Origin of the sequence: Deinococcus humi, assembly GCF_014201875.1 — a bacterium.
In the GTDB taxonomy this organism is placed as follows: Bacteria; Deinococcota; Deinococci; order Deinococcales; family Deinococcaceae; genus Deinococcus; species Deinococcus humi.
This window is the reverse complement of sequence record NZ_JACHFL010000003.1, coordinates 162,850-189,216: the sequence shown is the minus strand read 5'-3', so window position 1 is coordinate 189,216 and position 26,367 is coordinate 162,850. Positions and strand designations below refer to the sequence as shown.

General features: G+C 65.3%; 25 protein-coding genes, 1 tRNA gene and 2 pseudogenes. 9 read left to right on the top strand and 19 right to left on the bottom strand.

The window, feature by feature from the left end; all coding sequences use genetic code 11:
* Positions 1–507 precede the first annotated feature (507 nt).
* Positions 508–2,523, bottom strand: coding sequence for a type I DNA topoisomerase (gene topA / locus HNQ08_RS07680; protein WP_184129418.1), 2,016 nt, complete (start codon positions 2,521–2,523; stop codon positions 508–510).
* Between the two features lie 250 nt (positions 2,524–2,773).
* Between topA and HNQ08_RS07675 the strand changes: the two genes are divergently transcribed.
* Positions 2,774–3,526, top strand: a complete 753-nt coding sequence (locus HNQ08_RS07675; protein WP_184129415.1) for a DUF72 domain-containing protein — start codon at positions 2,774–2,776, stop codon at positions 3,524–3,526.
* Positions 3,527–4,291: 765 nt separating this feature from the next.
* The gene (locus tag HNQ08_RS07670; protein ID WP_184129411.1) at positions 4,292–4,564 is read left to right on the top strand and encodes a hypothetical protein; all 273 of its coding nucleotides are present in this window, start codon (positions 4,292–4,294) and stop codon (positions 4,562–4,564) included.
* Positions 4,565–4,644: 80 nt separating this feature from the next.
* Here the strand turns inward: HNQ08_RS07670 and HNQ08_RS27860 are convergent.
* From HNQ08_RS27860 to HNQ08_RS28080, 3 genes and pseudogenes are all read right to left on the bottom strand, one after another.
* A pseudogene (locus HNQ08_RS27860) lies at positions 4,645–4,809 on the bottom strand (DUF6194 family protein); the annotation flags it as partial.
* A gap of 49 nt (positions 4,810–4,858) precedes the next feature.
* A pseudogene (locus HNQ08_RS28185) lies at positions 4,859–5,239 on the bottom strand (DUF6194 family protein); the annotation flags it as partial.
* A gap of 219 nt (positions 5,240–5,458) precedes the next feature.
* Positions 5,459–6,100, bottom strand: coding sequence for a GNAT family N-acetyltransferase (locus HNQ08_RS28080; RefSeq protein ID WP_184129405.1), 642 nt, complete (start codon positions 6,098–6,100; stop codon positions 5,459–5,461).
* A 430-nt stretch (positions 6,101–6,530) separates the two neighbouring features.
* Here HNQ08_RS28080 and HNQ08_RS07655 point away from each other — a divergent pair, with 430 nt between their 5' ends.
* Positions 6,531–7,319, top strand: a complete 789-nt coding sequence (locus HNQ08_RS07655; protein WP_189366209.1) for a phosphotransferase family protein — start codon at positions 6,531–6,533, stop codon at positions 7,317–7,319.
* A 742-nt stretch (positions 7,320–8,061) separates the two neighbouring features.
* On the opposite strand, the gene HNQ08_RS07650 is transcribed toward HNQ08_RS07655, so the two are convergent.
* The 10 genes from HNQ08_RS07650 to HNQ08_RS07605 form a co-directional block, all read right to left on the bottom strand.
* Positions 8,062–9,147, bottom strand: coding sequence for a ScyD/ScyE family protein (locus HNQ08_RS07650; protein ID WP_184129400.1), 1,086 nt, complete (start codon positions 9,145–9,147; stop codon positions 8,062–8,064).
* A gap of 82 nt (positions 9,148–9,229) precedes the next feature.
* Positions 9,230–9,427: a hypothetical protein gene (locus tag HNQ08_RS07645; RefSeq protein ID WP_184129398.1), complete on the bottom strand. Its 198-nt coding sequence runs from the start codon at positions 9,425–9,427 to the stop codon at positions 9,230–9,232.
* 171 nt (positions 9,428–9,598) lie between these two features.
* Positions 9,599–11,908, bottom strand: a complete 2,310-nt coding sequence (locus HNQ08_RS07640; protein WP_229789989.1) for an ATP-binding protein — start codon at positions 11,906–11,908, stop codon at positions 9,599–9,601.
* The gene (locus HNQ08_RS07635; RefSeq protein WP_229789990.1) at positions 11,839–12,309 is read right to left on the bottom strand and encodes an ArsR family transcriptional regulator; all 471 of its coding nucleotides are present in this window, start codon (positions 12,307–12,309) and stop codon (positions 11,839–11,841) included. Before HNQ08_RS07635 ends, HNQ08_RS07640 begins: the two co-directional genes overlap by 70 nt.
* Positions 12,310–12,386: 77 nt before the next feature.
* Positions 12,387–13,472: an ArsO family NAD(P)H-dependent flavin-containing monooxygenase gene (locus tag HNQ08_RS07630; RefSeq protein ID WP_221284062.1), complete on the bottom strand. Its 1,086-nt coding sequence runs from the start codon at positions 13,470–13,472 to the stop codon at positions 12,387–12,389.
* Entirely contained in the window at positions 13,469–13,774 is a 306-nt protein-coding gene (locus tag HNQ08_RS07625) for a rhodanese-like domain-containing protein (RefSeq protein WP_184129396.1), read from the bottom strand. The genes HNQ08_RS07630 and HNQ08_RS07625 overlap by 4 nt, the downstream gene beginning before the upstream one ends.
* A 55-nt stretch (positions 13,775–13,829) precedes the next feature.
* Positions 13,830–15,047, bottom strand: a complete 1,218-nt coding sequence (chrA, locus tag HNQ08_RS07620) for a chromate efflux transporter (RefSeq protein WP_229789991.1) — start codon at positions 15,045–15,047, stop codon at positions 13,830–13,832.
* Entirely contained in the window at positions 15,044–15,772 is a 729-nt protein-coding gene (locus HNQ08_RS07615; protein ID WP_184129394.1) for a metallophosphoesterase family protein, read from the bottom strand. The genes chrA and HNQ08_RS07615 overlap by 4 nt, the downstream gene beginning before the upstream one ends.
* 247 nt (positions 15,773–16,019) lie before the next feature.
* Positions 16,020–16,994: an outer membrane protein assembly factor BamB family protein gene (locus tag HNQ08_RS07610; RefSeq protein WP_184129392.1), complete on the bottom strand. Its 975-nt coding sequence runs from the start codon at positions 16,992–16,994 to the stop codon at positions 16,020–16,022.
* 114 nt (positions 16,995–17,108) lie between these two features.
* A complete protein-coding gene (locus HNQ08_RS07605) occupies positions 17,109–17,888 on the bottom strand; it encodes an isochorismatase family protein (RefSeq protein ID WP_184129390.1) in 780 nt (259 codons plus the stop codon).
* Between the two features lie 310 nt (positions 17,889–18,198).
* Between HNQ08_RS07605 and HNQ08_RS07600 the strand changes: the two genes are divergently transcribed.
* Positions 18,199–19,101, top strand: coding sequence for an MBL fold metallo-hydrolase (locus tag HNQ08_RS07600; RefSeq protein WP_184129387.1), 903 nt, complete (start codon positions 18,199–18,201; stop codon positions 19,099–19,101).
* A 43-nt stretch (positions 19,102–19,144) separates the two neighbouring features.
* Here HNQ08_RS07600 and HNQ08_RS07595 read toward each other — a convergent pair whose 3' ends face one another.
* Complete coding sequence (locus HNQ08_RS07595; RefSeq protein ID WP_184129384.1) at positions 19,145–19,351, bottom strand: hypothetical protein; 207 nt, start codon at positions 19,349–19,351, stop codon at positions 19,145–19,147.
* A 257-nt stretch (positions 19,352–19,608) separates the two neighbouring features.
* On the opposite strand from HNQ08_RS07595, the gene HNQ08_RS07590 reads away from it, so the two are divergent.
* A complete protein-coding gene (locus HNQ08_RS07590; protein ID WP_229789992.1) occupies positions 19,609–20,025 on the top strand; it encodes a DUF3995 domain-containing protein in 417 nt (138 codons plus the stop codon).
* A 334-nt stretch (positions 20,026–20,359) separates the two neighbouring features.
* Here HNQ08_RS07590 and HNQ08_RS07585 read toward each other — a convergent pair whose 3' ends face one another.
* Positions 20,360–20,506: an alpha/beta hydrolase gene (locus tag HNQ08_RS07585; protein WP_184129379.1), complete on the bottom strand. Its 147-nt coding sequence runs from the start codon at positions 20,504–20,506 to the stop codon at positions 20,360–20,362.
* 319 nt (positions 20,507–20,825) lie between these two features.
* On the opposite strand from HNQ08_RS07585, the gene HNQ08_RS07580 reads away from it, so the two are divergent.
* From HNQ08_RS07580 to HNQ08_RS07570, 3 genes are all read left to right on the top strand, one after another.
* Positions 20,826–21,755, top strand: a complete 930-nt coding sequence (locus tag HNQ08_RS07580; RefSeq protein WP_184129377.1) for a phosphotransferase family protein — start codon at positions 20,826–20,828, stop codon at positions 21,753–21,755.
* Between the two features lie 37 nt (positions 21,756–21,792).
* On the top strand, positions 21,793–21,957 hold the full coding sequence (locus HNQ08_RS07575; protein WP_184129374.1) for a hypothetical protein: 165 nt from the start codon (positions 21,793–21,795) through the stop codon (positions 21,955–21,957).
* 419 nt (positions 21,958–22,376) lie between these two features.
* A complete protein-coding gene (locus tag HNQ08_RS07570) occupies positions 22,377–22,535 on the top strand; it encodes a hypothetical protein (RefSeq protein WP_184129371.1) in 159 nt (52 codons plus the stop codon).
* A gap of 240 nt (positions 22,536–22,775) precedes the next feature.
* Here the strand turns inward: HNQ08_RS07570 and HNQ08_RS07565 are convergent.
* Positions 22,776–22,857, bottom strand: a tRNA-Leu gene (locus HNQ08_RS07565).
* Positions 22,858–23,029: 172 nt separating this feature from the next.
* Positions 23,030–23,989: a nucleoside hydrolase gene (locus HNQ08_RS07560; RefSeq protein ID WP_229789993.1), complete on the bottom strand. Its 960-nt coding sequence runs from the start codon at positions 23,987–23,989 to the stop codon at positions 23,030–23,032.
* Positions 23,990–24,676: 687 nt separating this feature from the next.
* Between HNQ08_RS07560 and glpX the strand changes: the two genes are divergently transcribed.
* The gene (glpX, locus tag HNQ08_RS07555; RefSeq protein ID WP_229789994.1) at positions 24,677–25,771 is read left to right on the top strand and encodes a class II fructose-bisphosphatase; all 1,095 of its coding nucleotides are present in this window, start codon (positions 24,677–24,679) and stop codon (positions 25,769–25,771) included.
* 128 nt (positions 25,772–25,899) lie between these two features.
* On the opposite strand, the gene HNQ08_RS07550 is transcribed toward glpX, so the two are convergent.
* A complete protein-coding gene (locus tag HNQ08_RS07550) occupies positions 25,900–26,337 on the bottom strand; it encodes an RrF2 family transcriptional regulator (RefSeq protein WP_184129365.1) in 438 nt (145 codons plus the stop codon).
* Positions 26,338–26,367 lie beyond the last annotated feature (30 nt).

Genomic DNA, 26,367 nt, shown 5'->3' with positions numbered 1-26,367 from the left:
TGGGATGGCCAGCCCAACCGCCAGTTGGCGGTGCTGTAGCTCTCTCGTGACCAGAGCGGCCGGTTGATCGTGGCGTATCTCCTCCAGGAGTGGCTTGAGGTTCAGGAGGTCCTCAAAGTAGATGTGATAGTCCGCCGCGCCGATTGCCAGCCCTGAACACGGACCTTGAAGGCAATTCGATTTCCCGGCGCAGCCTCCTGAGCTTCACAACACTGACACTGATCTTTCAACCAAAGAAAAAGCCCCACGTACTGTGGGGCGGTCCTCCTGCCGCACAAGGGCAGGTCCTGCTTGTTGAGCAGAGGCTAGCCCGCGCGCTGTCACAGGCGCATGACGTTCGTCCCAGACATGAAGAAGAGCTCTGCAGGCTGTTCAGACATGCAAGGCTGAAGGCCAGACCCGAGCTTCATCGCCCTGCCTTAGCCAGGCGCCTTGGACGTATGGGTGACCCATCAATGAGATCCGGGCGTGCAGGGCGAGGGCGTGCCGGGTTGACCATCCTCGCCTTCACGTCCTGTCCTTCCACTCCTGACCCGCCCGCACACGAGTGTTCCCCGGCAGCGCGTTCCCTCTCGTCCCTTTCGCCGCACGGACCTTTTTCGGTTTCCAGGTGCCAGCCATCACGGCCCCGGCCGCCGCTTCGTCCAGCTCCGCGGGAAGCGCCTCCAGAGGCAGCAGGGCGCTGTGTCCGTCCCGGAACAGCTTGACCCCACTGGCCGTGGCGCGCAGTCGCGCACCGGGCAGGTGCGGCAGAGGCAGCGTGGGCGGGTCATCCCCTGCGCCGCGAATCCGGGGCGCCAGCCCCTGGGTCCAGAACTGCCGCAGGTACGCCACCCGGGTGGTGTGGCCGGCCGCCACATCGTCCAGCCCCGCCTCCATCAGCGCCGTGAACTCCGCCTGGGCCACCTCCGGCACCTGACGGGCGAGGTACGTCGCCACCAGCAACCCCGTGGCCGTGACCGCCAGCGCGCGTCCCAGCGGCCGGGTATAGTCGCGGGCCGCCAGGGTGGCCAGCGTCTGGGCGTAGGTGCTGGGCCGTCCGATACCGGCGCGTTCCATCGCCTGCACCAGGGCAGCTTCCGTGTAGCGCGGCGGCGCCGCGGTGCGCTTGCCCTCGGGCGGGCGGACCTTCAGGGGAACCACCTGGCCCACCATCACCTTCGGCAGGCGCTGGCTCTCCGCATCCTCCTCGTCGCTCGACAGCAGGGCGGTGTAGCCAGCCCCACGCAGTACCCGGCCCTGAGCCCGCAGGATGGCGTCGCCGCAGTTCAGCGTCACCACCGTCTTGTCATACACCGCGTCGTGCATCTGGCTGGCCACCGTCCGCTGGTAGACCAGGGTATACAGGGCCAGCAGGTTGCCCGACAAGCCCGTCTGTGCGGGTGCCTTCCAGTTCACCCCAGTGGGCCGGATGGCCTCATGGGCTTCCTGGGCGTTCTTGTTGCGGGTCGCGTACTGGCGCGGCTCCCTGGGCACGGCGTCCTCCCCGAAGAGGCCGGTCGCCACCCGGCGGGACTCGGTGAGCGCTTCTTCCGAAAGGACGGGAGAGTCGGTGCGCATGTAGGTGATAAAGCCCCGCTCGTAGAGCTGCTGCGCGAGGTCCATGACCTCTTTCGCGCCGAGCTTTAGGCGGGCTCCAGCTTGCTGCAGGGTGGACGTCGTGAAGGGCGGCGCCGGGCGCGAACGCGTCTCGCTCTGCTCCACCGCAGCCACGATGGCGCTCTGTCCGTCCAGACGCTCGCACAGCGCCTTCGCCTGTTCATCGGTCATCAGCAAGACGTCCGCACCGCCCTTGAGCACGCCGCCTTCGGTAAAGTCGCTGGCGCGGGCGATGGCGTGGCCCTCAGGATGGTCTTCCGTCCGCACGTGGGTCACCGTCGCCACGAACTTCGGGCGGGTCAGGACGTCGGCCCGCAAGGTCCAGAAGGTGGCGGGCGTGAACTTCATCCTCGCCATCTCGCGCTGCGCAAGCAGCATCAGTGCCGCGCTCTGGACGCGTCCTGCGCTCAACTTTCCCCCCACGCTGCTCCACAGCAGGGGACTGACGCCATACCCCACCAGGCGGTCGATGACCCGCCGCGACTCCTGGGCCGCCACAAGCGGGAGGTTCAGGGGACGGGTCTGGGTCAGGGCGGCCTGAAGGGCCTCTCTGGTGATCTCGGAGTAGACCAAGCGCACCGGATCCTTGACCCCCAGCAGAACACTCAGGTGCCAGGCGATGGCCTCGCCCTCGCGGTCGGGGTCGGCGGCGAACAGCACCCGGTCGGCCTTCCTGGCCAGAGCCCGCAACTCCTCGACGGTGCGCCGCTTGCTCTGGGGCACCACGTAGATGGGCCGGAAGGTCTCCGGGTGGACGCCGAGACTCGCCCAGCGCTCTCCTGCGTACTGCTCTGGAATCTCGGCCCGACTACCAGGTAGGTCCCGCACGTGCCCGAGCGACGCCTGGACGATGTATCCCGGTCCCAGATAACCGGCGATCTTTTTGGCCTTGGCCGGACTCTCCACGATCACCAGGGTCAACACGGAGCCTCTCCTTGTGGCTGGGCACGGCACATAGGTTCAGCATACTCGACTCGTTACGCTGTGAACGTAATACGGCCCATGAGGCATGCACCTGCCTGGATTCACCCCACGCTGTCCGGCCTGGGTCAGGTCCTTCCTACCCTGGCTCCGGTTCGGTCCGTCTCATGAAAGCAATCGAAGGTACAAAATGGCTCAAATCCCTACACAGCCGCTGCTACCCTTGAAACAATCAGGCGCAGGAGGAGCAGCCATGCGGTCTGACGTCTTCAAAATTGGTTGTGCGGGCTGGGGCGTAGCCAGCGGCCAGGCGGCTCTCTTCGACACCGGTGACAGCGTGCTGGAACGCTACAGCACCCGCTTGACCGCGGTGGAGATCAACTCCTCGTTCACCCGGCCGCACCAGCGCCGCACCTACGAACGGTGGGCACGCAGTGTTCCTCCCGGATTCCGCTTCAGCGTCAAGGTCCCCAAGGCGGTCACCCATACGGCGCGGCTGCGCGAAAGCGGTGACCTGCTGCGCTCCTTTCTGGACCAGGTGGAGGGCCTTGGGGACAGGCTGGGTGGCCTGCTCGTTCAACTCCCACCCAGCCTGGCGTTCGAGTGTGACGTCGCGCGGGCCTTCTTCATGGAACTCCGGGACCTCACCTCCGCTGCGGTCCTGTGTGAACCGCGCCACCCCTCCTGGTTTACCCCTGAGGTCGATGCGCAACTGACCGAGCTTCAGGTGGGCCGGGTGGCGGCCGATCCAGCGGTCGTGCCCAGAGCCGCCCGGCCGGGCGGCTCTGGGGGAACACGGTACTACCGCTGGCACGGCTCCCCACGCACGTACTATTCGGCGTATGGCCGAGAGGCCCTGCAGACGCTGGCCCGGACGGTTCACGCCACACCCGCCGGGCAGGAGCTCTGGGTCATCTTCGACAACACGGCGGTCGGCGCAGCGCTGGGTGACGCCTTTGAGCTTATGGCGCTGCTCGAACGCCTGAATCAGGAGTGCATCCCATAAAGGCAGAGCACTCGCCCGGGGCCCGTCTCCAAGTCCCACACCGGAGCATGCCAGTGGCCGGCTTGGAGACCGCTAACCCGTGATCGTCACAGCTTGACCACACGCTTGAGCCACATCCTGGTGCCCAAGTCCTTTCCACGTCATGCCACATGAAATCCGGGTCCTGATTCAGGCCGCTGAACAGCCCGTCAATGAGGGAGAGGCGAAGCGGTTCACGCCCATGGTCAGCAAGAGGCACCGGGCTTCCCGCAAGGCTGCCAGCGGGGCGCTCTTCTGCATCAGATGATAGAGCGGACCATACAGCAGCATGGTGTCTGCACTGGTATGATCACAGGGAAGCGCGCAGGCGTCTCCCTCCTGCAATCTGATCAGGGGAGCGACTGCCAGCAGGAGGACACCGTAACCCTGCTGGACCAGCCACAGACTGTGTGCTCCGGGGCCCCTCCCACATCCAGCATGACGGCAGAGAACGCGGGCAAGAAGCGGCTCATCCGTGCCCGCACCTGCAGAAGTTCAAGCTGGTTGCGTCCATCGCCCAGGCGCCTAGCCTCTCCCCTCTCGATACATCTCAAGGGCCTCCAAAGGCACTCTGGTCCGGTGGTTCATGCTTCCCTCCTGCGAAACCCACGCTATCCACCTAGACTACCGCTCTATATGGCCAACGAGACGCCATATGTCCTGCAGAGGGCTTTCAAGACAGGCAGCTGTGCTGAAGCTGCTCAGTCGGTCACAGTGCCGTGACAGTTCCAGGCCTAGCCTGCTGTCATGGACGTTCCCCAGCCAGTGCTGCTCGTGGTGCTGCCCGCCGGCTGGGAGACAAGGCCCGAGGGCGTCGCCGAACTGCGCCGCTGTCTGGGCGAGAACCACGGTGGCCGGCTGACCCTCAGAATGGCAACCACACCTCTGCGCTCCCCGCTGGCCCACTATTGCGGACTCTGGGGTCGGGCCGAGCTGCGCCTCGCGCGACGAGACCTGACACCGCGCATTGAGGCCGCCTTCTTCAGCCTGGCGTGGCTGGAGCTGGGAGATGCAGGCTGATGTGCGGATGGGCCAGATCTCAACGATTCCCGGCAGCAGCTGAGGCTGCTGTCGCTGGAGATGATGGGGAGGAGTGATCCTTAGGGTGTCGTCCCATTCTGCCGACGCTTCAGGCGCTCCAGGCCGATGTCATACGCCTCGGCGACCAGCTCCCGCAACTGTTCGAGCGTCGTGGGGCCAGGGTTGACCACGCAGACCCAGGACGAGGAGGCGTAGACCGGACGTGGCATCAGTTGGTCGGCGGCCGTGAAGTCGAACCCCCCTGGGGGTTGAACAGCGCACTGAACGTCTGACCCCGACGTTCACACGGTAGGCGCCAGACTGCTGGAGCCGGGAGAAGTCGTCGTTGGCGTTGTTGACCATCACGGTCACGAAGGGCATTTGCTGCTCTGAGCCCACGTGGTTCGGATTGTAGAACACGAAGAAATTGTCCGCGGCCTCGGCACACACCACGTGTTCGAACTGGCTGCGGATCTGATCCAGGAGCTCGCGTGCGTCCACGTCTGCGTCGTGTTTGAGGAGCGTGAGGGGAGGCCCGGGCGCTGCCTTCAGAGAAGATGCATGTCGGGAGGGATAGGTAACTTGAACGCTGGTGACTCTGGAGGGAACCCGGCTTCCGGGCTGGTCTATCCAGAATGGGCCCCAGAATTTGACTGCCTCGAGCCAATGCTCCATGTCTTGCCACGCAACTTCGTCGGCCTGGTCCGATACGGACGGCCACAAAGCAGCAGCTCGCGGTTGTTGTCGAGGTTCTGGCAACTTAACGGCGATGGCCATGCTAGCTGTGCGACCAAGCAAGGGCCTTGACGTCTGGCTGGACGCCCCCTGCCCCAGGACCGCGCCGCCCCTGAGGGCCTGGCCGCCGCGCATGCTGACCTGTCGTCCCAGACCGTTCTACCCCTGGCCGCCCACGTGAACGGGGCAGGTGGATTGCACTTCCCACCCCAGGCGCGTGTACACCGGAAAGCCCGCCTCGGTCGAGAGCAACATCGCTGACCCGTACCCTGCCGCCCGCGCCTCCAACAGCGGCCCGGTGGTCAACGCGGCCCCGATCCCGTGCCGACGCGCCCGTTCCACCGTGCCGATGGCCCACACGCTGACCAGCTCCTTCCCATGGACATTGAGCGCCGTCCCCACTGGCTCGCCGTTCAGGCGCCCCAAGTAGCAGCGCACCCGCGATTCCGGGTCAAGGATGACCTCCAGGCCCATCTCGTTCAAGCGCCGGGCGCTCTCCTGACTGAAGCCAAACACCTCAACGGACACGGCTACCCAGTCGCGCAGATCCGATGCTGTCGACACCCGGTGCAGGGTCAAGCCCTCCACCTGCGCATCCTCCGGGTTTAGCCGACTGAGGTCAAGCGTCATGATCGGGGCGTCACCAACCTTGGGAACGCCCTGCGCGGACAGGACGGCGCTGAAGTCGGCCGCCGTGCTGGGGACCACCCACTGGAAAGGGATGTTCCAGGCCCGAAGGCGGGCGAGGGTGGCGGCAAGGCGTTCACCCGCGTCCGGACCGACATAGCCACCGTGGAGCACATTGAAGTCCGGGTCCGGAGTGAAGGCGACGGTGAACAGCAGGGCGTCGTCCTCTTCCAGCAGGTTGGTCGAGGCCTGGTACAGGTGTCGGGCGTACTCGCGGAAAGACTAGTCAAGGCTGGCGAGATCGAGCCGGGGCATGCGGCCGGGCATATCCGTCATGGGACTCCTCCTGCAAAGTGAAGGTGTTCGCCATTTTGACCGTTGTGGGTGACTCCTGTCCACGATCACGATGTGGTGTGCTCCGTGGAAAAAAGGGAACGCGAGGCAGCAGAGAGCATGAACCTCAGGCTGAAGAAGGGAAGACTCAGCATCGATCCTCCTGACCAGGTCCTGCCAGGGCGTGTCGGCCAGGGAATCACCAGGCGCGATCATCGAGCGCCATGGGACCCCTGCTCGCTCTGCGGTCACGACGGTGAATACTGAGCGTATGGCCCCCCCGCGCCCGTACGACAGGCCCTTGACGCGCGCAGGGCTCCCCACTGAAGTCAGGGCAATGCTCGATGACAGTCCGCTCCAGGAACCCCCGCAGCAGGGCCGTACCTCTCGTGTGGCCTTCGCGCTCGACGCCAGCGGCGGCCCCATCGTGCTCAAATGCTCCGCCGGAGAGCACCTCGAAGTGATCCGGCGTGAGCATCAAGCGCTCCGCACCGTTCACCCGCTCGGCGTGCCAGCGCCCCAACCACTGCTGTTCCTCGAGCGCCCCACCTCCCTCGGACGTGAGGGATGGCTCGTGACCCAACGCTTGCCCGGAACCACGCTGGAAACCGCCCTCAGTACGGAACTCGACCGCGCTCGTCGCACGTCGCTTCTCACGGATTTCGGCGCTGCCCTGGCACGGCTGCATGCCACGACGCCCCCGCCGGACTTCGGAAGCTACAACTGGCTCGAGCACACCCTAGAAGTAACGAACACTTTGAATCCAGCGGTAGACCCGGCCAGGATCGAACGGCTCCGCAATAAGCGCCCCTCGCCAGTGGCACCGGCCCTGATCCACGGAGACCTGTTCCTGGACAACGTTATGACGGTGGGCGGACGCGTGATTGGCCTCATCGACTGGGCATTCGCGGATATTGGCGATCCGCGCTACGACGTGGCGGTGGCGACGCATGACCTGACACCAGCTGATCGAGCGGCTTTCGCTGAAGGGTACGGACCGGGGGCGCGACTGACTGCCCAAGAGGCTGCGTACTTCGTGGAGATCGCCCTGCTCTTCTAAGGCATGCCACTCCTGCGGCACTGAGACCTATCCCCCAACCTTCTCCACGATTGCAGTCCTTGGCCGACACGCCCTGTCGTCAACCCCTGCCTCCGCCCACACCTGGCTCATGGCCTGCCGCGGCTGGGACAGGGAAGACGGAACGGTAAGCACTGACCTATGTCCCAGCACCGCTGCAATATTAGTCGGAGCGGCTGGGCAGTCCGGGACGCTTACGGTGGTCCCCGTTCCGCGCTGAGAGGTGCACCAACCAGCGCACGCCCTGGGCGCTGTCAGGGGACATTTCGCAGCCCCGAGCAGGGTGTGACGTGCCCATGCCCGAACGTTTGACTGCCTACCGCGCCGTCGGAGGTGCCTTGACCTTGCTCACGGGGACCATCGGGCCCACGCATGTGTACTGGGCGGCAGCCTCCTCGACGGCCGAGTGCCGAGCGCCTTAGGCAACTGCACACGCTGAGAGCTGGTGGTCAGACTCTCGTGGATTTAGGCCCCAGCGAGGCCGGACCGAAGCGAGCCCCGCCCAGGTGAGGGCAAGGCTCGCTTCTCGGGCTCCCGTTATCTCAGGTCCGCATGCAGCCGTAAGCGTTGCCGGCGAGGTTATCGTGCTCCACCCGCACGATCCCGTTGGCGCCCACAACGAACCCAAAGTGTTCCATGGCAGAGACAGGCACGCCCCTATAAGTCCCTGACCTCTCGGTGAACAACCAAATCCGTCAGTACGCGGCGGGCAGACAGGCGCCCCTCACTTTCCAAAAGGCGGGCTGGCGATGTTGTCCACTGTCCAGACCTCCCCACCGAGCGTGACAATGTACGCCGTGTTCCCGATGATCTCCATCGAGGTCGGTCGGTCCAGCGGGGATGCCACCGCTGTGAACGTGCCGTCTGAGTTCGCCCGCACCAGCGAACCAGTGTTGGGATCCGCCGGAGTGCCTTCATAGGGGCCGTTCCAGAAGCCCTGCGCCAGCGCAAAGAGGGTCCGTCCGCGTCCGAACTTCACGTCCACCAGCAGCCGGGCCCCGGCGGCCACCTGGGTCGCGGCCTTGTCTCCTGGGCGGAACGCCACCACCTTCCCATTCTGCGGCAGGTGGGGAATCGGGCCGGCCTCAGCCACGTACACCGCGTTCCCCGCGATCGCCAGGCCCGTCGGGACGATGTTCCCGAAGGCGATCAGCTCCGAGACCTCTCCGTCTTTGGTGACCTGCAGCACGCGGTTGTGGTGCGCGTCGGTGACCAGGAACCCCCCACGGAAAGGCTCGATCGCCTGCTGCGCCCCGGTGGGCACGAAGAACGCCGGCTTCGGCGGGTGGGCGAGCGAGAAGGCACCGATGTCCGCGAACAGGGTGAAGCTGTTGGGGCCGTCTATCCGGTAGATACCTACCGGGCTGTTGCCGCCGTAGTCCGGGCCGACTAGGGTGACCAGCGCGTACGCTGTGTGGCCGATGAAAGCGACATCCACGACGCCCACACCGTTTTCAGGGACAAACGGGGTAGGCAGACCACTGGCGAAGGTACTGACGGCGCCCGTCTTCGGATCGACACGCCGAATGCTGCCATCCAGAGTGAGGGTGACGTACAGCGCACCATCAGGACCGATGGTGCTGCCGAAAGAGCCGGTCAGGCCGCTCACCAGACGTTGTGGGGCCGCGGGAGCAGCGGGCTTGGAGAGCGTGGTCAGGGTAGGGTTAGCGCTGACCACGGGTGGCGGAGTGCCACATGCGGCGAGGACCGAGGCCAGCAGGCATGCGAGGGTGAGCCGATGCCGCAGACTCTTGAACCGGGTGTTGGTGTGATTGGCGGCCTGAAGCTCCAGCGGCAGGGACTGTGTCATGGAGGTCTCCTGGAGTGCTATGACTCCTGGGCAGGCTTGCCCTTCCCCACAGCGTGCTGAGGGTCAGAAAGACGGAGGGCCGTCAGCTGAGGTGGGTTGGCCGGGGCTGCAAATGCAGGAAGCGCCGGACACGCTGGGTCCAGGCATCCAACCACCCACTCGGGACCGGCTCGCGGGCGTCCGCGCACTGACGTAGGGCGGTGTCGGCGGTCGCTTCCCGGTGGTAGCGGTCGAGCTTGTCCCAGGCGCCGTTGAAGTGGGGATCGAACTCAGGTCTCATGGCTGGACTCCTTGCACGGGGACGAGGGCGGAGCACCGAACGGCGAAGGCAAGCGGAACGCACCTGGAACACAGCCTTTCAGCGGAACCCTGAATTGACTGATGCCTCACAGTAGGCTCATGGCTCCCTGCAGCACATCACCAGCATTCGGTAGAGGCCGTGTTATCAGGACTACGTAGTCCTGTCCGGTTCGTGGTGCATGGCCCAACGTGCCAGCTCGACGCGGTTATGCAGGCCCAACTTGCCCAGCAGGTTGGCCACGTGTTTGCTGGCCGTGGCGGGGCTGATGCCTAACAGCTTCGCGATGTGCCGATCCGGATGACCCTGCGCCACCAACGCAAGCACCTCAAGTTCCCTGGGCGTCAACTCAGGGTGGAGGGTCACTTCGGGTTCGCTGGCCAACGAGATCGGTGCCTGAATCAGCCGCTCGGCCAGTTCCACCACATCCGCCAGGTGCAGGTGAAGCCCAGTCGTCCAGGCGTGCTGGTACCCCGTCTCGCCCAAGACCTGCCGGGCCTTGGCCAGCTCCTGCCGCAGGCGGCGAACCAGCGCGCTTTGCGAGCGCTCCCAGTGCATACAGTTCACGAACCCCAGGAACTGCACCAGTGTCGTCCAGTCAGACCGCTCGGCCGCCACCAGGGCCAACCCCGGACACAACGCATCGTCGACGACGCCTTTAAACCCCTGGTCCACAGCCTCTTGGAGGCAGGACACCATCAGCGAGCCTGCTTCAGGCAGGCGGTTCAGGTACACCAGCAGGCAACCCGTCATGAGCCTGCACTGCAGTTGGTAGACCGGGTTCCCCATGGCCTGGAAGGAGTCGTACGCCAGTCTGGCGTACTCCAGGGCTTCACCGTAGTGGCCCAGTTCCAGCAGGTCATGGGCGCCGAAGAGGTAGGCGTTGGCCCGGAGGTTGATCTGTGGAGCAGGCAACGGGGCGTCACCGTCCTGTTCTCGCAGCTCGCGGATGACCTGGTGCCCAATTGCCCAGGCCCGTTCCCCCTGGCCGGTGTGGCGCGCCACTTCTGCCAGCCAGAGCCTGCAGAAGGTGGCGCCCACCACGTCGTCCAGCTCGCGGCGCAGCGCCAGGATCTCGTGCAGCCGCGCTTCCAGGATCTTGAATTTCCCCAGGGAGGCCAGTGTGATCAGGCTGCCCTCCAGGGCCTCAAGCAACGTGACGCGGTCTTCCGGGCGAGGCAGAGCCAGCACCTGGTCCACCAGGGGCGCCTCCTGCACATGCAGTCCGAGGACCGTCCACAGCCCAACGACCGCCCTGAGGAAGCGGTAGGCCAGCTCCGAGTGGCGCTGCTCGACGGCCCAGAGCATCCCGGCCCGGATGTTCGGGTAATGCGGCAGGTACCCGTCATAGCGGTGGACCGTAACGGACTCCCAGCTGCGCTTTTCTTCTTCGATCATGTTCAGGAAGTGCCACGCATGCCGTTCGCGCCAGACTTCAGCCTGCGGGTGACGCTCCAGCTGTTCCAGGGCCAGGTCCCGCAAGGGTTGAAGCATCTTCCACAGCGTGTCTGGCGTATCCAACCGCTGGAGCAGGCTCTGCTCCAGCAGCGTCTCCGCCCGCTCCAGTACTTCGGGTGAGCCCCACACCTCAGCCAGCGCCTGCGGTGTGAACGGACCTGCGAATACCGCACAGCATTCGAACACTGCCCGGTCCACCTCGTCCAGCAGGTCATAGCTCCACTGCACGGTCGCCCGCAGGGACCGCAGGCGTTCTGGCCGATCCCGGAAATCGGCCTTCAAGACATCCAGCGGATGTCCCAGCTGGGTCAGCAGGTCCGCCAGGGCATACGTGCGGGTCCGCATGACCGCCAGTTCCAGCGCCAGCGGCACCCTTTCGAGCAGCCTGCACAGCCGCATGATCTGGGTGGCGTTAGCTTCGTTCAGCGTGAATGAGGGGGTCAGGGCCTGCATGCGGGCGACGAACAGCTGCACTGCGGCACTCGAAGCGGCGTCATGGACACGGTAGGGCAGCGCCAGCGGCTCGACCGGGTACTCGGTCTCGTCGTGCAGCCGCAGCGCCGCCCGACTGGTCACCACCAGTTGCAGGCTATCCGCGCTGGCCAGCAGGTCAACCAGTCCCGGCGCAGCGGGCATCAACTGTTCGAAGTTGTCCAGGACCAGTAGGGTACGGTGACGGGCCGCGAAGTCCTGAATCTGCCGTTCTGATGTGCCCCGGAGTCCAGTGTCGGGCAGGGCGGCGGCGACCAGGCCCAGGACCTGTTCGGGCTCACGAACGGCGCTGAGATCAACGAACTGCAGGTGATCGAACTGGGACACACTCTGTTGCCGTAAGGCGTGGGCCAGGTGCAGGGCCAGGGCAGTCTTGCCGATTCCACCGGGGCCACGAAGCGTGAGAAGCCGTACACCGCTATGGAGCAGCTTCAGTAATTGAATCAGGTCATGCTCGCGGCCATACAGCGGAGCAAGCGCGCCCGGCAGTGGAGACCCCGGCAGGCGGTCCATAGATCAGTGTAGACCCCAAGGCTGACTGTGGTGGCTTGCTTGGGTGGGGTAGCTGGGCACTTGATTTCGCCATCAAGACGTTGTGAGCCAGCCTCTGTCAGGGTGTAGGACGGGTTCTTGCCTCGTTTCTCGGTCTTGATCAGGCCAGCATCCATCAGGAACTTCATGTGATGGTTGGTGGTGGGCCGGCTGAGGCCGAGCGTCTCCTGAACGTCGCAGATGCAGATGTCCTGCCCGGTGGAACAGCCGCTTCCATCGGTGGTCGCGAGGCAGTGCGGCGTCCCCAGGCGGTGCGTGCCCCCCAGCGCCTTGAACACCTGCACCGTCCCATCGAAAGTCAGGTATGGAAAGGGCTCCTGACGGAGAAGAATGGCAACGCGCTGTCCTGAATCACCCTTCACCTCCAAGACCATTGGTGGGCGGAGGGGACAGGGTAGGAAAGGTGGAGAACCCTGCTGTTCAGCACGACTGAATGGTCTCAGTTCTCGGATGGGGGCTGCCGTCCAGCCGCGTCTCGGATCTCGCCCACGGTGGCCCGGGCGCTGCGCCCCACGCCAATCAGGGTGGCAGAGGCAAACCCCGTCCAATTCCCGTACCCCACCAGCCACAGCCCGGACTCCCTGACCGAGTGCGTTCCCTGCACCTGAACGCGCCCCTCTGGGCCCACAACCCCAAGGGGCGCCAGGTGCTCCAGCGCCGGCCGGAACCCCGTGCACCAGATCACAGCGTCAACGTCCTGATCTTGCCCATCGGGCCAGACCACGCCGCTCCCGGTCATGCGGGTGAACATCGCCCGCGCGTGAAGTATGCCCCGTTCGCGCGCTTCACGGACGCCCGGCACCATCACGATGTCGCCCAGCGACGGAGCGCTGAATGCCACTCCCGCCTGCTGCGCCCGGTACCGCTGCGTCGCCACGTCGAACAGCACCCGCCCGTCCACGTCGTCCGGCAGAAAGGTCGGGGGCCTGAGGGTGGCCCAGGTCGTGTCCGCCACTTTCGAGACTTCGGCGAGGATCTGGGCGCCTGAATTGCCGCCGCCAACCACCACCACCCGCTGTCCGGCAAAGGCCTGCGGCCTGCGGTAGAAGGCAGAGTGCACCTGCAGACCGCGGAATTCCGCCCTCCCAGCGACGTCCGGGATCACGGGCGCGTCCCAGGTGCCCGTCGCACTCACCACGAAGCGCGCCTGGAAGGAGGCCCGGTTGGTTTCAACCCGAAATCCTTCGCCGTTGCGGATCACGGCCTGCACCCGGACGGGACGCAGGATGTTCAGTCCGTAGCGCCGCTCGTACTCGGCGAGGTAGGCCATCACCTCGCTCCGCCGGGGGTACTCCTCTTCCCCACCGGGCATCAGAAAGCCAGGCAGGGAACTCCAGCGAGCCGGGGAGAACAGCCTTAACGAGTCCCAGGCGTGGCGCCAGGCCGCCCCTACGCCCTCCTGCGCGTCAAGGACGACGTACGACAGCCCAGTGCGGCTCAACTCGCGCGCAACCGCCAGCCCGGCCTGCCCTGCGCCGATCACCAGGACGTCATACGCTCCGTCCACTCCTGGGCCAACATTCACCGGGCTCCCTCGCCTCTGGGCCACGTAGGGCGCTTCCCTGCCCTCACGCTGGCATTGGCGCCCAGCGCTGCAAACCGGGTTGCCGCCTGTCTACCCCGAGAAGCGCTCAGATGGTCCAAGCTGGCGACGACCGGGCCGCCGAAGGGGCGCTCCATCAGGCGCCGCCATTCGGCGCTGGGTGTGTGCACTGCCCCCTCCAGGTGTCCGGCGCCAGACTCCCCAGGGCGGCGCACTTTTACGGTGACCAGCGCGTCCGCTTTTTCTTGCAGTGCTGGTGTGTCCTCAGGTGCCAGTCTCTTCATGTCCTTTCCTCTGTCCAGCGCCGGGTCCAAGCCTGTGGCGGGGGCATGGGCCCACTCACAGCAGCAGCCACCCGGCCAGTGCGGAGAGCGCCACCACCAACCAGGGGGCCAGCTTCGCATGCTCCAGCAGGGCGAACGCCCCCAGGACCAGCGCGAAGTCGAGCGCCGACGCGACCGCGGCGGTGAACACCGGCGTATACAGGGCGGCCAGCACAATGCCGACCACCCCAGCGTTCACGCCCCGCAGCGCCGACTGTGCGGCCGGCTGGGTCCGCAGCGTGTTCCAGAACGGGAGGGAGCCGGCCACCAGCAGGAACGACGGCAGGAAGATGGCCCCCAGCGCCACGGCTGCAGCGGCCAAGCGGGGAAGGCCCACCTCGCTGACAGCTCCGAGGTAAGCGCTGAAGGTGAACAACGGCCCAGGAACGGCCTGGGTGGCCCCATACCCCGCGAGAAAAGCGTCGTGGGTCACCCAGCCGCTCGGCACCACTTCAGCCTCCAGCAGGGGCAAGACGACGTGTCCGCCCCCGAAAACCAGGGAACCCGCCCGGTAAAAGCTGTCCAGCAGGCTGAGCACCGGGCCACCCAGCGCCTCACGCAGCAGGGGGAGGCCGACGAGCAGCAGTCCGAACACCCCCAGAAAGGTCGCACCCAGGTGCCTGGACAGCTTGAGTGGCAGCCCCGCGCCCGCGACGGTCCCCGCACCAGGCAGCAGGCGGAGACCGATCAGTCCGGCCACGACCATCACCAGCACCTGGGTGAAGGCGGTGGGAACGAGCAGCACAGCGATAGCGGCCCCCAGGGCGAGCGCCCCGCGCGCACGATCTGGCGTGAGCGTTCTCGCCATGCCCAGGACGGCCTGCGCCACCACCGCAACGGCCACGAGCTTCAGGCCACGCAGCCAGCCCGCGTCGCCCAGGTCCCCCACGGCGGTCACGCCCAGCGCGAACAGCACCAGGAGGACCGCGCTGGGCAGCGTGAATCCCAGCCAGGCGGCGAGTGCCCCCCACAGACCTGCGCGGCTGATGCCGATGGCCATGCCGGCCTGACTGCTGGCCGGACCGGGCAGGAACTGGCACAGGGCGACGAGGTCCGCGTAGCTCTGCTCGTCCAGCCAGCGGCGGCGGTTGACGAACTCCTCGCGGAAGTATCCCAGGTGCGCCACAGGACCGCCAAAGCTGGTCAGGCCCAGGCGGCCAAAAGCGAACAGCACTTCCAGAAAGGACCGACTGGATGGCGTGCCCAGCCTGGAGGCGGGCTGGGTGTTCCTCACGAAACCGGCTTCTGCGACGTTCCGGCGCGCAACTGCGCCGCTTCCTTCGCACCCTTGCAGGCGTGCTGCTCAGCCCAGCTGGCGGCCGCCTCCACATCGTAGGCGACTCGACGGAACGTCACAGTCCAGGCGTCCCCCTCGCCCTCCAGCAGCACCCAGCGGGCGAGCGGGGAACCGTCCTTCTGACGGGAGACGGCCCCGGCGTTAACGACCGTGAGCGGCCCAAGCTGCCGGAGATGCTCCAGGTGAGAGTGCCCCACGATCACGACGCGTGCGGCGCCCGTGTTCCCCAGCCGCTCCCACACGAGGGCGTCACTCGCCCACTGCTTCCCGTCCCGCAGCAGGTACTCCCAGGCGCTGCCAGGCGCGCCGTGTGCCGCGAGCACCGCGCCGTCTGCCAGGGTCACGCTGGTGGGCAACTTCGCCACGGAGGCGCCCACACCTTTCGGCAGCACGCGGTGGAGCCAGGCCAGCATCTCGCGTTTCTCGGTGGCTTCGGTCAGGGGCTGGCCCAGGCGCTCGTCGGTATTGCCCCGCACCTCCAGCACCCCGTGCCTGGCCTTCAGCTCCTGCTGCAACTGCCACGCCCCCGCCGGATCCGCCCCACCGAACAGCTGGTCGCCGAGGTTGATCCAGGCGTCTGGTGCCTGACGTTCGATATCCTGGGCGACCGATTCCAGCGCGAATCGGTTGCCGTGAACGTCCCCGAAGACCGCGATCTTCATGCCTGTCCCCGCACCCAGGTCTGAAGACGTGGAGCGATTTTGTCCCAGACCTGTTGGAAGACGGCGAGGCGTTCGCCCTCGTGGTCTCGGGCGTCATAAGCAATGGGCATGGCTCCATCGTAGACACCTTTTCGTGTCACCACCATACAAAGGGACAAGGTCCTGCTCGTGGACCCTCAACTCTGGTCGGTCAGAGCGAAAGCAGTGCTTTGAGTTCAGACTCACCGCGTCAGCACCTGCGCAGCACTCAGCACTGAAAGCCAAGCACCGTCCCACTGGCGGTTCCAAAAGCAATTGTCCGGCCATCGGTGAAGAGGTCTGTGGTCACCCGCTTGCCCACCCGACGGCGGCTGATCCGCTTGCCGGCCGCATCAAAGTGCCACAGCGTTCCCATTGACGTTCCCAACAGGTACGTCCCGTCGGCCAACTTCCGGGCAGGCAAGTGATCCGCCCTCTGGTGGTCCACCTGTTCCATGACCAGGGTGCGCTGCTTCTGCAGGTCATAGGCGCAGAACGCCCGCTGGCGGTTCAAAAAGAATACCTGCCCATCACGTTCGTCCAGCTGCGATGAAAGCAGGTCTTGCCTGGTCCGGTGATGTTCAACCGAGACTGGATGCCCGGTCAGACGGTAGAAGTCACCCGCCCCCGCACGCAACAGCAGACCCCGTGTCTCCTGCCCAAACACACCTGTAGGAATGAAGTCGATGGACTCGGCCCGCAGCCCACCGAGGGTCAGGGCCTGCAGTTCAGCCCTGCCGTGAAGCGAGAACCACCGGATCCGGCCCTCCGTCTCCTGAAGTACGGCGACGGCCTGCAACGGCGCGTAGATCGCCGTTCTCCAGACCCGTTCGCGGCCGAGTGGCACAGTCCAGCGCCGCTGTCCTGTGCTGGCCTCCAGGCACGTCAGGGGAGCGTAGTTCCGCCAGGCGCCGGCCACGACCGAATGCTCGTCGGCATGCAGCCACCCGAAGGTTCCAGGGAGTTCGGTGGACCACGCCTGGGTCCCGCTGCGAAGGTCAAAGGCATCAAGTCGCGAGTATTGATTGAGGTAATAGGCATGGGTGGCACTCAGCGCCAGATTGCCCCACGGACTCAGGACGTTGGCCCGCCAGCGCTCGTGTCCTGTGGTGAAGTCCAGCGCGATCAGTTTGGAGTGCCGCGCAGGACACACGAGCAGGCCCCCGCACTGAGCCATGGACGGCACGGTCTGGTGCGTGACCATAGACCAGAGCGGCTCCAGGGTAAGGTCAGGCACAGCCATTAATGGTTTGGCCCATGGCGTAAGGCGGGCTCATGCACCATCAGCGTGACGGGCCAAAGTTGACAGCCCACGGGTTCAGCGTCCACCTGGGTCTGATGGCCTGAGCTGAGCTGGCGGCTCCACTGGCTTGTCCCCCACCACGGACCGGAGCTCGGTGCAGGCCCAGACGAACGCCGAGGAGGTCGAGGTGTAGCCCACGTTCGTCTCGATCAGCCGCAACACCGCCCCCCTCATCCATCCCCCCTCAGGATGGCCTGGGTCCAGGGTGTCCGCGTACTCCTTGCTGCCCGACGGGCACGTCGCATCACGCAACACCACCACCCGGTAGTTGTGCTCCTGCGCCGCCCACGCCGTGTGGTACAGGCACGACTTCAGGCTGAACCCTGCCAGCACCAGCGTCGTCACGCCCCACGACCGCAAGTACGGGTCAGCAGCCGTGTCCCGGAAGCCGTCCTGATGGGCCTTCTGAAACTCCGGTTCGTCGTCTTGTGGGCGCAGCTCCTCCAGGTACACCGGGCGCACCGGCTTCCACCCGGGCGGCCCGAGCCGCTCTCGCCCGTGGCGCAGTCCGTGCAGGTCACGGTGAACGTTCAGCGGCCCACCCTCGCCACCCGGAGCGTTGTGGAAGTAGAGCACCCTGATCCCAGCTGCCCTGGCGGCCTGGAGCGCGGGTGCGATGGCCTGAAGTTTGACCCGGTGGTCGTACCGTGAAGGCTCGAGACCGCCGTCGCAGTCCACCAGCGCCAGGGCTGTCGCCGCAGGATTGAGCGGGAGCGATCCGTGGACGTGGACGTCCTCGTCGCCCCACCACCTCACAGGCAGCTCAACCGATCGACGGCCTTGTTCAGGGCTCACCGCCCAAGTCTGCCATACCCTTGTCCTCGTGGCTTCAGCCCCAACCGATGGCGCATGAACCTGCCAGGCCCAGGCAGGGCCGACCTGGCGGGCACCGTGTCGCTGAATATGTGGCGCATCTTCGGGCACGAGCCGCTGCCGGGCTGTGGCATTGCGCATGGACGTGGCGCCGCAGCCTGACCTTCAGCACCATTCCTTCCAGAAGGATCGCTCCCCCTTTCCAGACGTCGCCCTGATCCTCTGCGGGTCCACACCTGGCCCAGGCAGGCACCCGGCGACATCGGGGGCGCTCTCCTGGCAGACTCTCTCCATGGTCAGCCCGCGCCCGCCCACCCACGTGCAGCAGCTGCGTCACCCGGAGGTCGACCCACGGATTCGCTGGTTCCGTGCCGGCGAGGAGGTAGATACCTTCGCCGTGGTCACCGCCCGCTTCCTGATCTTCGTGGACACCATGGCGACCCCCGCCCTGATGCGTCAAGTGATTGAGGCGGTTCGCCCGGACGTTGCCGGACGCACGGTCCTGGTGCTGAACACCCATGCGGACTGGGACCACGTGTACGGCAACCGCCTCTTCGCCCCAGAGGGAGACCTGCCGGGCCTGCTCATCGGCAGCGAGGCCACCCGGGATCGCCTGCGCTCCGCCCCTGCCCTGGACCGCCTGCGGCAGCAGCAGGCCCAAGACGCCCGCTTCGCCGACGTTACCCTGGTCGCGCCTGACCTGACCTTCCCCGAGCGCCTGACCCTGCACGGCGGCGACCTCACCCTCGACGTCCTGCCCACACCGGGCCACACCCCCGATCACGTGTCGATCTGGATTCCGGAGCTGAGCACGGTCCTGGCGGGCGACGCGGCGGAGCATCCTTTTCCCCAAGTGCGGGGTGGGGCCCAGCTCGCGGTCACCCGGGCTTCCCTCGAGCGTCTCCAGGCGCTCCAACCGCGGGTGGTGCTGCCCTGTCACGGGGGCACCACCACGCCCGAGCTCCTCACGCGCAATCTCGAGCATTTCGAGTTCCTGCGCGCGCAACTGGGGCAGCTTTCCTCACCCGCCGACTGGCTGCGCCGCCCCCTGGAGGCCGGGGAGCTCACCGGGGCGTCTTACTCCCAGGCCCTGGCACGGCTGGGCGAACGGCCCGGCAGCGTCCCAGCCTTCTACCAGGATTTTCACACCGACGCGCTGCACGCCACCCTGGAGGACCTCGCCGGCCTCCACTGACGCTGGCAGACATTGGGGACGGTCCCGCGCATCGGCGCCTGGCTCAATCGCTACCAAGTGGGGCTCCAGCCTGGAGCATCTGCACATTGCGGCAGCGAGCCTCGACACCCAGCAGGTCATTCTGGGCGGCTTTCAGGACTGGGTGCGTCTGGGCACGAGACAGCAGGCTGCCATGCGCATGTCGAGCGTCCCGGAGCAGGTCCTTCGCTATCTGCATCTCGGGGCCAAAGGTAGATACGGCATGGGGCATGTGCAGGCTTCAGATGCCCTGACCGCTTGATTGTCTGGTTGCGGGACGGGCGCTGGGGCCGTCAGATTGTGCTGCGGGACGATCCGTAGGGTTGTGGACCTCAATGCGTCGGAGCCGCGCACCACGCAGGATGCCCTCTCCTGTGACCACCGTGCGACGAGCGGTAAGGTGCCCCATATCGCGTCCCAACGCACTTGGGTGTTGCCAGGGACATTCCGCAGCCCTGGGCAGGGTGTGATGTGCCCATGCTTCAAGCCTTGACTGCCCACCGTGCCGTCTCCATCGGTGCGGCCCTGCTCACGGGCACCATCGCGTCCGTGCATGTGTACTGGGCAGCCGGCGGCAAGGTGGGGCTGACAGCGGCCCTCCCCGAGGCGGACGGCGGCGGACCGCTGTTCATGCCCTCCCCCGTGATGACGCTGGGTGTGGCCGCAGGGCTGGCGGGCATGAGCGCGGCCGCCCTGGACGCCACCTCGCCCCGGATGCGCTGGCCCTTGCGCCTGACCACCCTCGTGTTCCTGCTGCGGGCCGTCGGGGATGGCCGCACGGTCGGCTTGACCCGGCAGCGTACCGAGAGCCGGTTTGCCCGCAACGATGCGCGGCTGTACACCCCGCTCTGCCTGTGCCTGACCGCCCTGTACGGTGTGCTCGCCGTCAGGCGCAGCAGGCAATAGGCGGGGACAGAGGGCAGCCAGAATGCCTACAAACACAACAATTCTGAACATTCACATTGCCTCATCCTCCAGCTGTTCACTAAAAGTGGTTTAGGGAAGCGCCGCCCGACGTTGGCATGTCCGCCGTTCTCAGGCTGGCCAGCTACACCGGAGCAAGAGGCGTTGCAGGCCAGCACCAGCTCCTGATCCGTGCACGGGTTCGCAACGTTGACAACGCAGAGATACCCCTCCTGGTGGGAGCCCAGATTACCAGGGGCCACCAATTGACGGGCGAATCAACTATCGGCGGAAAGCACAATGACGAACCGCGCGAGCTGCTGTGGATGAGAGCTGATCAGTAGGACAACAGCATGGACCATGTCCGGGAATCGGCGGCGGACTCCAGAGCGATCAGGCCGCCAATGGAGTGGCCGACGAGCTTGGCCGGAGGCTTCACGTCTATGGCCCGCAGGACTGCCTTCATCGTGCAGGAAGTCGTCACGGGCTCGCGGCTGTATTGGGGCTGTACCTTGCTGCATTCCCGCCCGGTCAGGGGTCATGACCCGGAAGCGCCCCGCGAGTTCGGGGCTATGTCCAGTGTATCTGTTCGGGCTTCGCGCGCCACCGAGCGCACCTCGTGCTGTGGGGGGCCGCAGTGCCGCCCGTCACAGGACCGCATCGGAGCTACAGTGGCCCCGGTGAGCCTCCCGGCACCGTGCGGCAAGTGACCTTAGCTGGCGAGCGGCGCGCCGGGCTCTCGGAACGACTTCACGATTCGCCGCCCACCTGCTGCACCTGCGCTCCCGCCCCGGAGGCTCCACATGATCACCCACGCGCCAGAGCGCGCCCTTCAGGCGTGCCTTCCTGACCTGCCCACCCCTCAGCTGATGCCTGCCGGACAGGGCGACTACTGCCAGGCATGGTCCGTACACACCACACCGCTACGGGTGCTGCTCCTGGCCCGCCACAACCACGCCTCCCACTGTCTGGAGCGCGTCGCGCGCGTCATGCCGCATCTCGCGGGGACGCTCACGCTGCGCGCACCCCAAGTGGAGTGCCACGGTCGACTGGAGGGACGCGCCTTTGTGCTGTACGAGGCCGTGCCCGGCACCCCCCTCGGCTACCTGAACCCGCAGGAACGCGGCGAGGTCGACGCCGCCACCCTGGCGCGAGATCTCGCCACGTTCTTTCGTGAGCTCCACGCCTTCGATCCTGCTCTTGCCCGACGATCTGGCGTCCCAGAGACGGCCTACGCCTTCTCAATGCGCGACGACCACATGCTTCACGGGGCGGCCCCTGACCTGTACCGCCAGGACCTCGCCGAGTACCGCACGGGTGGCGCGGACGAGGACCTAACCGCGTTCCTGGAAGCCGAACTTGAAGGGCACCTCCGCCTCCTGAGGAGTGACGACGCACCGCCCGCGCTCCTCCACGGCGAGGTCTCCGTCGATCACGTCCTCGTGGATGAAGGCCGCGCCGTCGGTGTGATCGACTTCAATGGCATGACGCTGGGACGGCCCGCGCGTGACCTCCTGTATCTTCACGAAACCTTCGGGCTCGACTGGACCTGTGATCTGCTCACCGCGTACAGCGCCCTCGACGTGAAAGCCACACTGACTGAACTGGGATTCCTGCGCGTATGGCACACCCTGCTGAGGCTCCTGTGGGCCCGCGAGCATGGGCTGCCTGACCTAGCGGCCCGGCGGCAACATGAACTCCTCGCGCTGATGACCAGAAGACGCACAGATTAACGCTTCTTGCTCGAACGGGCTGGGCGAAATATGCACCGTGATGCCCTCCGACGTCGACGCCCTCATGGATATCTTCACAGAGGATATGGATTTCGGTGACAAGGAAGAGAAAGAGGCTTTTGCCCTGAGTCTTCGGTCGACGTTCATCTCCACTGATGTGTGGCTGACGGATCCGGAGAACGCATATGACCTGAACCCCTGATACGGCTCCGCTGACTGGCACGAGGTGGCGCGCCAGAAATAGATCATTACTGCCCAACGCCCCCTGTCTCTCCACCAACAGGCGTGAACACACGATGGAGCCCAGGCCCTGCACTGCAAGTTCGGAAAATGGCGTCTTTTCCTTCGAGGTCACCCGAAGAAGGTCTAGAAACAAAGAGAAAGGCGGCCAATTTGGCCGCCTTGATGTTTAAAAATATAGCGTCATATGCATTCGGAGTCAAGTTGATGCATCCAGTCATCCATGTCCGAGCATCATGCCCTGCCGGAACTACCGGGGCACGATCTTACCGACCATCCATTCCTTAGAGAGGTTGTTGCTCGGTAAGGAAGCGGAATGAAAGAAGGTAAGGTGTCCTGTGGCCGTTCATTGTCCCGGTGCGGCCTTATCCTGTCACCACCATGCACCCGAGTGAGATGACTCCCACCGAGATCGGTGATCAGCTTGCCCGCATGTATGCCGCCGATCAGAGCCTCTCGGATGATCTACCCAGCGAACAGGAGTGCGCGGCCCTGGCGGATTACCTGGGCTGCCATAAAGAGGCCCAAGCAGCTGCTTAGGCCGCTTAGTCTGTAGAGCTGGACCCAGCGCACTGGACGCCGCCTACTGCTAGCTGGACGTGGAATTCATCGAACCCTGCCCAGAACATCAGGTGTGAAGCGGGGACGGCACCTCTTCCCTGCTCTCCCTTCTCACCGAATCCAAATAAAAAGCCAGTTGCCGGAAAGCGCTCTCAGTGAAGTTTCTGCGAACGAAATAGAAAAGCAAGAAACCCCGTCTAATACGGGGTCTTTTGCTTTTGGTGCCGATGGGGGGACTCGAACCCCCACGGTTTCCCGCTCGATTTTGAGTCGAGTGCGTCTACCATTCCGCCACATCGGCCCAGCGCACCACGGCGCGGACGGAATCTTAGCGCGCCGGGGGGCAGGTGGTCAAACCTGACGCCGCACTTGGTCTGAGCCAGTGAACATTTGCTCATGCAAAGGCGAAAATGCCCCGGTGACCTGCATCTTTAAACTATCCATGAGCTAGGCAATAGAAGCCACGATCCCGCCTATGGCAGCTGTCCAAGACGTTCCAGCAACAGAGCGAAGAACGCCTCGTCACGCACGCCAACGGCCACCCGGGCATTCGTGGGCCGGCCCGTAGACCCGTACAGGTCACAAACCGTCCGGCCAAAGTTCACTCCCTCATGCACCTCGATGTCCACATGCATGTCATGCCAGTCCAGCAGGTCCGGGCGAATCACGGCCGCGGCGGCCAAGGGATCATGCAGCGCGCCCCCGCTCAGGCCGTACCGCGCGCGATACACACTCGCATAGAACGTCAGCAGTTCGGCAGACACCGTTCCTACGCGGTTACCCAGGCCCCGCAGGGCGGTGATTCTGTCAGGGTCGGCGATACACTGCATAGTCACGTTCAAGCCCACCATACGCAACGGCACACCGGACTCGAAAACGATGTGGGCCGCATGCGGATCGGCCAGCACGTTGAATTCCGCCGCTGGAGTCGCGTTGCCGCCGGTCGTGCTGCCGCCCATCCAGACCACCTCCCTGACCAATTCGGGCAATTCGGGGGCCAGCCGGAAGGCCAGCGCCAGGTTGGTCAGTGGACCAGATGCCAGCAACGTCACCTTGTTCGGATGATGGCGGACGGTGCGAATGATGAAATCGACAGCATGTTCGTCTTCGGGTGGCTGTGCAGGCTGCGGTAGTCCCTGGGCGGGCAGGCCGGAGGCACCATGGACCGCCGCTGCCGTCATCAGATCCCGCACCAGCGGCCCATGTGCTCCGGCAAAGTACGGCACATTCGCGCCCGCAGCCCCAGCCAGAGCCAGCGTAACCCCCGCGTTGTGAACGGTCAGGGGCAGACCCACATTGCCGTGCGTGACCGTGATCCCCAGTACCTCCACCTCCGGACTGGCCAGGGCCAGCAGCCACGCCACGGCATCGTCCAGGCCGGGATCGCCGTCGAGTATCACTTTCTGGGCCGCAAATTTGCCGGAGGTGGTCACCCGCCGATTGTAGGGGCTCGTTTTATGACGGGGATCATCACAAGTCTCCAAATCGCCGCACGGCATATCAAAAGCGTCGCCTGATCAAGACCGGTTCAGCAGATAGCAATGTTGAAATATCCCTGAAGAGGATCGGTAAAGAGTGTGCCGACGCTTGGGCCTGACACCCTTACGAGCGCCCAGTCGCTTCCCGCTCCAAAGTAATGTCAACCAATTCCAGGCCCTCCCCAGCTCCTTTTCACCCCGGCGCACAACGGGGGATCACGAACAGACCGCCCAATCCCTGGCCTGCTACCCTGACCACATGCGCGAGTTTCTGAATGACTGGTGGCGACTGCTCAAGCTGATTGTCGGCTCGCTGGCCATTCCGGTGATCTTGTGGGGCCTGCTGGTCTGGATCGGCGTGCTGAAGTGAACAAAAATGGGTTACACACGGCCTTCAGAGGAAGAGACCCAGCAGCGTTTCTGGGCACGAGAGCGGATCAAGCTCAGGAGGATGAAAAGCTCTAGTCCTTTGTGCTCCAGGTGTTCGGAGGGTGACTGAGCTGTACTGAGGCCGCTCAGCAGGTGGGAGTCTGGATAACAACGATGCACTCCGTATCACTTGTTCTACACATCATAGTAAATCCTGTGCTGGAAACGCTCCCAGCGGCCTGAAATCGGGATGGGCGTGTTAGCGTCTCTGGTATGACCTCCAAACGGCAGCCGAGCGCGAAGTCCAATTCCACCCCCGCCCCCGTCCATTCCTCCGAGGCAACGTCCACGACCCCGCCCGAAACAGGTTCGCAGCGCTCGCCCAGTCCGAAGACCGTGCAGAGCTTCGAGCACGCGCTCGTGCTGGAAACGGCGCGCGTGACCGAGGGCGCGGCGCTGGCCGCCAGCAAGTTCATGGGCCTGGGTGACAAGAATGCCGTGGACGGCGCAGGCACCGAAGCCATGCGCGAGTTGCTGAATTCGCTGGACATTAGGGGCACCGTGGTGATCGGTGAGGGCGAGATGGACGAGGCGCCCATGTTGTACATCGGCGAGCAGGTGGGCAACGGGCAGTACGAGGTGGATATCGCCGTGGACCCGGTGGAGGGCACAGAGGTGACCGCCAAGGGGCTGCCCAACGGTCTGGCCGTGATCGCCCTGTCCGAACGTGGGGGCCTGATGCATGCGCCCGATTGCTACATGGAAAAGCTGATCGTGCCGCCCCCGGCTGCGGGCCGGGTTAACCTGGACTGGCCGGTGGAGGCCAACCTGAACGTGTTGGCCCAGAGCCTGGACCGCGACGTGGATGACCTGATGATCACCATTCTGGACCGTGAACGCCACGCCGACCTGATCCGGCGGGTGCGGGCGGCGGGCGCACGCGTCAAGCTCATCGGCGACGGTGACGTGGTTGCGGGCATTGCGGTGGGCGTGCGCGGCAGCGGCGTCCACGCGCTGATGGGTTCGGGCGGCGCCCCTGAGGGCGTGCTGAGCGCGGCGGCCTGCAAATGCCTGGGGGCCGAGATTCAGGGCCGTTTCCTCCCTGAGGACGACGCCATGCGCGAACGCTTCAAGACGATGGGCGTGGACGAGAACCGGATCTACAAGACCGCGGATCTGGCCCCCGGCTCGCAGATCGTCTTCTCGGCCACTGGTATTACCTACGGCGAGATTCTGGACGGCGTGCGGCGCTTCGCAGGTGGGGCCAGAACTCACACGCTGGTCATGGGCTACGCCACCCGGGTGGTGCGCTTTATCGACAGCATTCACCTTGAAGACGACAAGGCCCGCGTGACCATTAGGGTCTGAGTCCCAGCTGGCGCGTTCCTCTGGAGGTCCAGTCTGGCGGCTGGGCCTCTTTCGATTGGCTTCAAGGCGCTTTGGGCCAGGATCAAGCAAGCAATTAGCCTGCCCAATCGTTCCAGCCCTCACGCTCTTCAGGCCAGCTGAATCAGGCGAGCGTGCTGCTGTTCCTGCGCTTCCACAATCAGGTCAGCCAGGGTGGTGCTGCCCAGCACCTCGCGCAACGCAGCGTCAACCCGGAACCACAGTTCCTGGGTGCCGCAGACGTTCTGGCTCTCACAGGTGTGATCGTCCTCCACACACTGCACCGGGGCAATGCTGCCCTCCAGAGTGGTGACCACCTCGTAAGCGTTGATGTCGGCGGCGGCGCGGGCAAGTTGGTAACCGCCCCTGGCCCCGCGCACGCTCTGCACGAAACCGGCGCGGCGCAGGCCTCCGACAATCTGCTCCAGGTAATGCAGACTGATGTCTTGGCGCGTCGCCACCTCTTTGAGCGAGATGGGTTCGCCCGGCTGACGGCCAATCTCGATCAGGGCACGGAGACCGTACTGCGCGCGCGTTGAAATCCACATAGGACAACCTCCACTTCTTCTCCAAATCAA

Coding starts and splice junctions, on each gene's coding strand:
- HNQ08_RS07550 (WP_184129365.1), bottom strand. CDS start 26,337: ATGTGGATTTCAACGCGCGCGCAGTACGGTCTCCGTGCCCTGATCGAG.
- HNQ08_RS07600 (WP_184129387.1), top strand. CDS start 18,199: ATGGTCAGCCCGCGCCCGCCCACCCACGTGCAGCAGCTGCGTCACCCG.
- HNQ08_RS07570 (WP_184129371.1), top strand. CDS start 22,377: ATGCACCCGAGTGAGATGACTCCCACCGAGATCGGTGATCAGCTTGCC.
- HNQ08_RS07640 (WP_229789989.1), bottom strand. CDS start 11,908: ATGGACCGCCTGCCGGGGTCTCCACTGCCGGGCGCGCTTGCTCCGCTG.
- HNQ08_RS07655 (WP_189366209.1), top strand. CDS start 6,531: ATGGCCCCCCCGCGCCCGTACGACAGGCCCTTGACGCGCGCAGGGCTC.
- HNQ08_RS07670 (WP_184129411.1), top strand. CDS start 4,292: ATGGACGTTCCCCAGCCAGTGCTGCTCGTGGTGCTGCCCGCCGGCTGG.
- HNQ08_RS07610 (WP_184129392.1), bottom strand. CDS start 16,994: ATGGTCACGCACCAGACCGTGCCGTCCATGGCTCAGTGCGGGGGCCTG.
- HNQ08_RS07645 (WP_184129398.1), bottom strand. CDS start 9,427: ATGAGACCTGAGTTCGATCCCCACTTCAACGGCGCCTGGGACAAGCTC.
- HNQ08_RS07650 (WP_184129400.1), bottom strand. CDS start 9,147: ATGACACAGTCCCTGCCGCTGGAGCTTCAGGCCGCCAATCACACCAAC.
- HNQ08_RS07595 (WP_184129384.1), bottom strand. CDS start 19,351: ATGCCCCATGCCGTATCTACCTTTGGCCCCGAGATGCAGATAGCGAAG.
- HNQ08_RS07675 (WP_184129415.1), top strand. CDS start 2,774: ATGCGGTCTGACGTCTTCAAAATTGGTTGTGCGGGCTGGGGCGTAGCC.
- HNQ08_RS07625 (WP_184129396.1), bottom strand. CDS start 13,774: ATGAAGAGACTGGCACCTGAGGACACACCAGCACTGCAAGAAAAAGCG.
- HNQ08_RS07615 (WP_184129394.1), bottom strand. CDS start 15,772: ATGAAGATCGCGGTCTTCGGGGACGTTCACGGCAACCGATTCGCGCTG.
- HNQ08_RS07580 (WP_184129377.1), top strand. CDS start 20,826: ATGATCACCCACGCGCCAGAGCGCGCCCTTCAGGCGTGCCTTCCTGAC.
- glpX (WP_229789994.1), top strand. CDS start 24,677: ATGACCTCCAAACGGCAGCCGAGCGCGAAGTCCAATTCCACCCCCGCC.